Genomic DNA, 8,594 nt, shown 5'->3' on the forward strand with positions numbered 1-8,594 from the left:
AATTAGGCATGGAATTAGTGGAGGCAGAACCATAGGATAAACTGTTTCTTAAGAGCCAAAAGTACGAAAAGAATTGGCGTTCACTACCACCAAGAGCCTTCGTTCTGCGAATAGCTCCAGCCTTGGATGGAACCAGAACGGGTATTTTGGCGGGATAGCTGGTTTTGGACTCAACCGTGGTGGTTAAGGGTTAAGAATCCGGGCCATCAGCATAACATGCCTTTTCAGGCTGATTTCCAGTCCGACTCCAATTCCTGAGGTGCCTGAGCTTGTCGAAGGCAGCTTGCCGAAGACAGCTTGTCGAATTCAGCCTGTCAAAGCCCAGGCAGCCTAAATCATCCAATCATCATCACATCACATCCCCACATCCCCACATCCCCATATCACCACATCATCATATCACCACATCACCACATCACCACATCACCACATCATCAAACCATCAAACCATTGACCATTTACCCAAAAAATAGCTACATTTGCGCTGGTGTTTTTTGAATCCATGTACTACCTGATCGTATTCTTCTTTTTTATGGGAGCCATGCTCCTTTATTTTCGGCTGGCTGAGCGCTACCGGATCATTGACAAGCCCAATGAACGTTCCTCCCATAGCCGCAGCACCATACGTGGCGGCGGGATGGTCTTTGTCCTGGCCATCCTGCTGGCCTGGGCTCAGGGAGCAGCTTCCTGGCCGCTTGCCCTGGCCATCCTCTTGGTAGGTGGTGTCAGCCTGCTGGACGATATCCGGCCCCTGCACCAGCTGCCGCGCATCAGTGCGCATTTTCTGGCCACGGCCCTGCTGCTCCTGGATCTGGGGCAGGGAGCCAGTCTGGGAGCCTGGATACCCCTGCTGTTCTTTATGCTGATCGGCTGGACCAACCTGTTTAACTTTATGGACGGGATCAACGGGATTACCGTGCTATATGCCCTGGTGTCCCTGGGGAGCTTTGCGCTGGTTCCGGAATTGTCCGCTGAAAGGGACTTGCTGCTGCTGCTGGCCCTGGCCTCACTGGCCTTTGCCTGGTTTAATGTTCGGAAAAAAGCCCGTTGTTTTGCCGGAGATGTAGGATCCGTCAGCATGGCCATGATCCTGGGCTACCTGATGGTCAAAACCATACTCCTGAGCGGAAACCCCGCTTATTTGTTTTTCTTTACCATTTACGGACTGGATGCGGTGATCACACTCTTGCTGCGCCTTATCCGCCGGGAAAACATCTTCCAGCCCCACCGCAGTCACCTGTACCAGTACCTGGCCAATGAGGCAGGCATTCCCCATGTTCAGGTCTCCCTGGCCTATGCGGGTTTGCAGTTGCTGATCAACGGGATATGGATCTATGGCATAGGTCTGGAAAGCTTTCAATGGATGCCTTCCCTGGCTTTCGTATTACTGGTGATTCCGGCTTTTTTAGGCTTCCGTTACTGGCTCATAAAAAAATATGAAAAAAATTAAAAAAAATTTCACCGGTTATTCAGCCGGCTGCCAAGGCTGAAATTTTTTTAGCCATCAGGAAAATGCAACAAGCCTATAGGAAAAAGTACTTGATTTTTTTGGCGAATAAATTATCTGATTTTAGAAAGTATTCGCCATCAAAAGTTGCTTTCTCTGGATTTAATATAATTTAATTTTAATAGAAATATTTTTATCTTTAATCGGCAATACTCGAATTGAGGATAAGAATGGAAAAATTTAAAGAAAAGATTCACTTGTCTTTTCCCGAATTTCATGGAACGGAATTGGCCCATGTCATGGCCGCAATGGAGGAGGGGCAGATCGCTACACACGGCAGGTTTATTACGGGCTTTGAGAAGGGGCTGTCAGACAAATTTGAGGCAGCTCATGTGGTGGCTATCAATTCCGGTACTTCCGCCATTCACCTTGCCCTGCACCTCTTGGGTGTTGGTCCGGGAGACGAGGTACTGTGTCAGAGTTTTACATTTATCGCTTCCACCAATCCCATTCTGTATCAGGGGGCCCGCCCCCTATTGATAGACAGTGAGCGGAAAACATGGAACATGTGTCCGGATATCCTGGAGGAAACCATAAAAAAGCGGCTTCTGCTGGGCAAGAAGCCCAAAGCCATTGTGGTGGTCAACCTATTCGGAATGCCAGCCGACTGGCATAGGATAAGGGAAATCAGCCAGAAGTACCAAATCCCGGTCATTGAAGATGCGGCAGAAGCCGTAGGCTCCCGCATCGACCGGCAGTATGCCGGAACCTTCGGTGATCTCGGCATTTTTTCTTTTAACGGCAACAAGATCATTACCACCGGTAGTGGGGGGGCACTGCTCACTGGCAGTCGTTTTCTGGCCAAAAAAGCCAGGTATCTCTCCACGCAGGCCAAACTGGATTATCCCCACTACGAGCATTCCGAATTGGGATTTAATTATAAAATGAACAATATTTCTGCCGGTATAGGGCTGGCCCAGCTGGCAAGTCTGGAAGATCGGATCCAAAAAAGAAGGGCTATTTTCCTGAGGTACCAGCAATCTCTGGAAGAGCTTTCCGGTATCAGCTTTTTGAAAGAACCGGATGGTTATTTTTCCAACCGTTGGCTGACGACCCTGCTGATAGATCCCCTATTTACAGGTTTTTCTGCAAGAGAGCTGATGGCCGCCTTAGAAGACCAGCAAATTGAGTCCAGGTTACTTTGGAAGCCCATGCACCTGCAGCCCTTATATAAGAATACACCTTTCTTCGGAAGGGGCGTGTCTTCCGAGCTTTTTTCTCAGGGCATTTGCTTGCCCAGCAGTACGGGGCTGACGGCAGATAACATGGACCGGATACTGGAAGTGGTTTTTTTACTACACAAAGACAGCCTGAAGGTGTCTGATAAAATGTCATGAGGGTGGGAAAACGAATATTTGATTTTTTAGTGGCACTGGTATTGTTGGTGCTACTTTCGCCGTTGATGGCAGCTTTGGTGATCCTGCTTTGGTACAAGAAAGAGGGCCCGGTGTTTTTCATGCAAACCCGCACGGGGAAGGCCGGCAGGCCATTCACCTTGCTGAAATTCCGGACCATGTCCGAACCCAGGGATGAAAGGGGCAATCTACTCAGGGATGAACAGCGGCTGACCCCGTTTGGCTCCTGGTTAAGACAAAATTCCCTGGATGAGCTGCCACAGTTATTTTGCGTACTTACCGGAGAAATGAGTCTGGTAGGCCCAAGGCCCTTGCTGCCCGAATACCTGCCTTTGTATTCCGAAGAACAAAACCGCAGACATGAGGTTTTACCGGGCATTACCGGACTGGCCCAGGTCAAAGGGCGGAATAGGCTGAGTTGGGAGGAAAAATTCCGCTATGACACCTGGTACGTTAGTCATCGCTCTTTTCTGCTGGACCTGAAAATACTGTCCTGGACCTTCAGGCCCCTGATCAGCAAGGAGCATGTCTATCCGGAAGGCAGGCTGTCGGTGGTGCCCTTCAGCGGAAACCGGCAAAGTGCCTGAATCACTAATTTCTAATTGAATGTATATTTTCGGAGCATCCGGTCATGCAAAGGTGATCATTGATCTGTTGGATTCCACGGACAGGGTCCATGGTATTTTTGACGATGATCCCGGAATTTCGCGATTGATGGAGATACCTGTTCGTGGTCCTGTTCCGGAGGATTTCATTTTTGACCAGCCTCTGTTTATAGCCGTCGGGGACAACGGCCAGCGCAAAACTCTCTATTTGCGCTTCAGGGAAAGGGCCACTTTTGCCAGCATCATCCATCCTTCGGCTATTTTCAGCAAGCGGGCTACCCTGGCAGCAGGGACGGTAGTGATGGAAAGCGCCATTGTCAAGGTAGATTCATGGCTGGGAAAGCAGGTCATCGTCAATACGGCGGCAACTGTGGATCACGAATGCCGGCTATCGGATTTTGTACACATTGCTCCCGGAGCCATTTTATGCGGCGGGGTGGAGGTAGGAGAGGGCAGCCTGATCGGTGCTGGCAGCACGGTATTGCCAGGCTTGAAGATCGGTGCCTGGGTAAAGGTGGGTGCCGGCTCCGTGGTCACCCGCAATATCCCCGATGGGAGTACCTGGATAGGCAATCGCCTCAAGGATACCCGGTAAATGGCTTGTGCCTACGGCACTGGTTTTTGTGTAAAGCCATTTCAGAAACGCCATGAAGGTATTTCCATAGTAAATTCAACACCCCCAAAGCTCCGTTAGGAGCGCCCGATGTAGTAAGCGCCTTTCACCACAGATGGCCACAGATTAGCACAGATTTTCCAGGCTGATTTTCAGTCCGGTTCCCATGCCTATGGTGCCTGAGCTTGTCGAAGGCAGCTTGTCGAAGCCCAGTCACCCCATACCACTCACATCCCCACATCACCCCATCATCATATCATCATATCACCAAATCCTCACATCACCACATCATCACATCATCATATCACCACATCATCCTATCATCCCATCATCCTATCATCACATCATCACATCACCAAATCATCATATCACTACATCACCCCATCATCATATCATCATATCCCCACATCATCAAATCATCAAATCATCACATCCTCACATCACCACATCATCACATCCTCACATCATCATCCCATTATCAACAAATTTAAAGGAAAGGGCGGGATATTTTCTTCGGCTTTTTCTGCAAAAAAGTTTATCTTTCGGCTCAAATGCGACAAACCCTATTCTTTTTATTGATTTTCCTTTCTGTCAATTCCTACCAGCTTCAGGCGCAGGTGATTGCCGGAGAGCCCATGCTTGAAGAAGTGGGCAGAAGGACGCAACTCCTGAATCAGGGCAATAACCGGGCAAGTTTTACCATACGTCCCTTTGCTTTGCCCCTTGCAGATCTGCTGGAAGGAGACAGCCTGGCGGCCGGCAGGGAAATTAAAGAAAATTGGAAACTATTGCCTCTCAGGGCATCTTTGGGGCATTCAGGCAGCAGGCCCTATGGCGCCTTTCCTTATTTGACCGTACCTGCCAGGGGCCCCCAGCTTTGGTTGAATCCTGGCATACAATACAATAAGGACAATTGGCTGGAATTCCGCTTTCAACCGGAGCTCGTACTGGCTGCCAATTCCTCCTTTGATGGCTTCCCGGATATTTACGGGCGGGCTACCAACCTTACCTACTTCCGCTATCCCAATACCCTCAATTTTCCGGAGCGCTTCAATCAGGGAGCTTTGCTTCGCCTGGGATGGGGGCAATCCAAGTTGGCGGCCCATTGGCGAAATTGGGAAGCAAGCCTGAGCACCCAAAGTATCTGGTGGGGGCCGGGGCAATTCCAGTCCCTTATTTTCAGTCATCATGCACCGGGATTTCCTCACCTGAGTCTGGGCAGCAAGGCTCCCCTTACCACATTTATTGGTTCCTTCGAAACACAGCTGTTGTTTGGCAGGCTGCAGAGTACTGCCTATAAGCCTGTACAGGACGAAAACCTCAATCAGGAATTTTACCGGCCACACCGCAAAGATGCCCGTTACCTGAATGCGCTGATCCTTACCTGGTCACCCAAATGGCTGAGTGGTTTGTCCCTTGGCTTTTCCCGTACTTTTCAGATTCATAACAGGGACAGGCCATCGGGTTTTAGAGCCCTGGTGCCGGTAATCATGCCTTTGATCAAGGAAAATTACGGTTTCAACAACGCCAATGGAGAATGGGATCAACAGGTGGCGGTTTTTGGCAGGTGGCTGCTGCCGAAGGTACAGGCGGAGCTTTATTTTGAGTATGGCCGGCGGGACCATGCCTTGAATTGGCGGGAATTCATGCTCAATCCAGAACATGCCAGGGCCTATTTAACGGGCTTCACCAAAATATGGTCCATGGAGAAAGGTCATTTCCAAATTCGGGGGGAGATGACCCGGCAGCAGGAATCTATCAACAGACTGGTACGCTATTCGGGAAATGCCGGAGCCACCTGGCACAGCCATTCCCAACTTCGCGGCTTCACCCACAGGGGAGAGCCACTGGGAGTGGGCCTGGGTCCGGGAAGCAATATACAGACACTGGAATTGGCCTATTTGCAGGGCTGGAAAAAAACAGGGATACGTTTGGAACGCGTGGGCAGAAATGAAGACTTTTTCTATGCGGCAAAAAGTGGAAACCCGGATTTGGCTCCCTGGACCGATTTGGCACTGGCCTTACTTTGGGAAAGAAAGGTAGGTAACATCAATGTTTCGGCTACCGGGCAGTACATCCATTCCCACCACTACCAATGGCAGGAAGCGGATGGACTAAGTACCAATTTCAACGTGCAGCTGCATATGGTTTACCATTGGTAAAGGCAAAAAGGGGTTTTCTGTCACCCGCCAGCCTTTCAGGGTATTTATTTCAATAAAAGTATTTTTCAGAGATAAGTTATGGCTTTTTTGTAAAGTGAAAAACCATTATATTTGGAAGTTACTTATAACGGCTTCTAACCCTAAGTTTTTAAGGATGTTTTTTTCAAAGAAAATCAAAGTTCTGCCCAGGTGGATCATCGCATGTCTTGACAGCATCATTCTTTTTGTATCCATCTTTTTTGCTTATTTCCTTGCTACAAATTTTGATTGGGTGATGATGGCTGATCTGCAGGTATTCAGGGGAGCCTTGATTTTCCTCCTTGTGGGGCTGGTTGGCATGTACCTGACAAAAAGTTATGTGGGAATCGTACGCCATACCGGCATCATGGATGGCATGTTGATCCTGCGCACGGTGGGTTTCACCATTCTTACGGTATCCGTTTTAAACCTGCTGATGGTCCTGTTTAATGGTGGTGGCAGGGTGGTGCCGTTTGCCGTTTTGATTATTGGCGGAGTCATGTCCTTGTTTTTTTTAATTACCTACCGCCTGCTGGTAAAGGATTTTTTCAGGAAAAACAAGCTCAGGGGAATGGATTTGCCCAAGAAAAAAATATTGATCTACGGGGCAGGGGAGGCCGGTAGCATTACCTACCGTGCCGTGGTGAAGGACAGCCAATACCAGTATATGGTTTATGGCTTTTTGGATGATGACCCCCGGAAGAAGGGCAAGAATTTTGAAGGTTTGCCTGTTTTTGGCAACATGGAGGAACTACCGGATTTGGTGGAGAAGTTTGCCCTGGAGGAATTGATCATCGCCATTATCGAGCTTCCTACCAGGCGCAAACGGGAAATCATTGATGCCTGTATCGCTTTGGATATTCATGCCATGACCATTCCTCCGGTAAACCAGTGGGTAGGGGGAAACCTCAGTCCGGGTGCCCTCAGGGATGTAAAGATTGAAGACCTGCTTGGCAGGGAATCCATCTGCCTGAAAAACAAGCGGGTTGCCGAACTCATTGCCGGAAAGCGTGTACTGGTCACCGGAGCTGCCGGATCCATTGGCAGCGAATTGTCCAGGCAGATCGCCAGGTCCTCTCCTGAGTTACTGGTAATACTTGATACTGCAGAATCCCCCTTGCATGATCAGGAGGTTTTTATCCAAAATGAATTCAAGGATTTACCACTTCACACGGTGTTGGAGGATGTGACAAACCTCGACGGGCTCCGGTATGTGTTTGATCTTTACAAGCCCCATTTTGTCTTCCATGCAGCGGCACTAAAGCATGTGCCCATGATGGAGAAATACCCCTTTAAAGCCGTACAATGCAACCTCCTGGGTACAAAAAATGTAGCGGACTGTTCGGTGGCCTATGGAGTGGAAAAAATGGTGATGGTCAGCACGGATAAAGCCGTTAACCCTACCAATGTAATGGGGGCGAGCAAAAGACTAGCTGAAATCTACGTGCAATCCCTGGATAAGTATCTAAAAGACCAGAAAAAGGTGGGTACTGCCTTTATTACTACCCGTTTTGGAAATGTTTTGGGTTCCAATGGATCGGTTATTCCCCTATTTAAAAGGCAAATTAAAAATGGAGGGCCTTTGACGGTGACAGATCCCAATGTAACCCGCTATTTCATGACCATACCCGAGGCCTGTGATTTGGTTTTGGAGGCAGGTGCCATGGGAAATGGCGGGGAAATATTTGTTTTTGATATGGGAGAGCCGATCAGGATCATCGATCTGGCCAGGAAAATGATTCACCTCAGTGGAAAAAAACCAGGTCAGGATATTGAGATTGAAATCACCGGACTTCGACCGGGAGAAAAGCTGTACGAAGAAGTACTGGATTCAGGAGAACTCTCGGTAGAAACCCACCATCCCAAAATCAAAATAGCCCTGGTGCGTCCGGGAAATTACCCGGAGATAAAGAGAAAAATCCATTTGTTTGAAACGTTGTTTCATCCTGAAGAAGAGATGCAGCTTGTCATGCACATGAAAAAAATGGTACCTGAGTACACCAGCCAAATGTCCCGTTTTGAGGTGCTGGACCAGCAAAAAATAGAAAAGTAATATTTTCTCCATTGCCGCTCTTCGGAATTTGCCATCCCCGGAACAGTTGAAGCAACAAAAATAAAGGTCGCAAAGAAGCCTGTAAGACTCGCAGAGTTTTTGGTTGTAATTGTGAATACCGGTCTAATGGCTAACCATAGCTGGTAAAATTTTGTAAGTACTCTATCCCGTCTGCCCAAAGTTTCGTAGGAGCAGCCGGTCTGGTAACCATGAGGTTCAGCCCATAGACCAGGACCAGTCAAGTTATCTAAAGTGCCGTAGGCACGGCCAATCTTTTTTCA

Annotated in this window: 6 protein-coding genes; all 6 read left to right on the top strand. The window is 48.7% G+C overall.

The window, feature by feature from the left end:
* The first annotated feature begins 502 nt into the window (after window positions 1–502).
* Window positions 503–1,450: a UDP-GlcNAc--UDP-phosphate GlcNAc-1-phosphate transferase gene (locus HUJ21_RS24190; protein ID WP_291373564.1), complete on the top strand. Its 948-nt coding sequence runs from the start codon at window positions 503–505 to the stop codon at window positions 1,448–1,450.
* A gap of 227 nt (window positions 1,451–1,677) precedes the next feature.
* On the top strand, window positions 1,678–2,844 hold the full coding sequence (locus HUJ21_RS24195; protein WP_291373567.1) for a DegT/DnrJ/EryC1/StrS family aminotransferase: 1,167 nt from the start codon (window positions 1,678–1,680) through the stop codon (window positions 2,842–2,844).
* Entirely contained in the window at window positions 2,841–3,449 is a 609-nt protein-coding gene (locus HUJ21_RS24200; RefSeq protein WP_291373568.1) for a sugar transferase, read from the top strand. The genes HUJ21_RS24195 and HUJ21_RS24200 overlap by 4 nt, the downstream gene beginning before the upstream one ends.
* A 19-nt stretch (window positions 3,450–3,468) precedes the next feature.
* Window positions 3,469–4,062 carry an acetyltransferase gene (locus tag HUJ21_RS24205; RefSeq protein ID WP_291373570.1) on the top strand — a complete coding sequence of 198 codons (594 nt, stop codon included), beginning with the start codon at window positions 3,469–3,471 and terminating at the stop codon, window positions 4,060–4,062.
* Between the two features lie 569 nt (window positions 4,063–4,631).
* Window positions 4,632–6,242, top strand: coding sequence for a capsule assembly Wzi family protein (locus HUJ21_RS24210; protein WP_291373572.1), 1,611 nt, complete (start codon window positions 4,632–4,634; stop codon window positions 6,240–6,242).
* 154 nt (window positions 6,243–6,396) lie between these two features.
* On the top strand, window positions 6,397–8,313 hold the full coding sequence (locus HUJ21_RS24215; protein WP_291373573.1) for a nucleoside-diphosphate sugar epimerase/dehydratase: 1,917 nt from the start codon (window positions 6,397–6,399) through the stop codon (window positions 8,311–8,313).
* Window positions 8,314–8,594: the final 281 nt, after the last annotated feature.

The sequence above is a fragment of the Cyclobacterium sp. genome, assembly GCF_014762705.1.
Taxonomy (GTDB): domain Bacteria; phylum Bacteroidota; class Bacteroidia; order Cytophagales; family Cyclobacteriaceae; genus Cyclobacterium.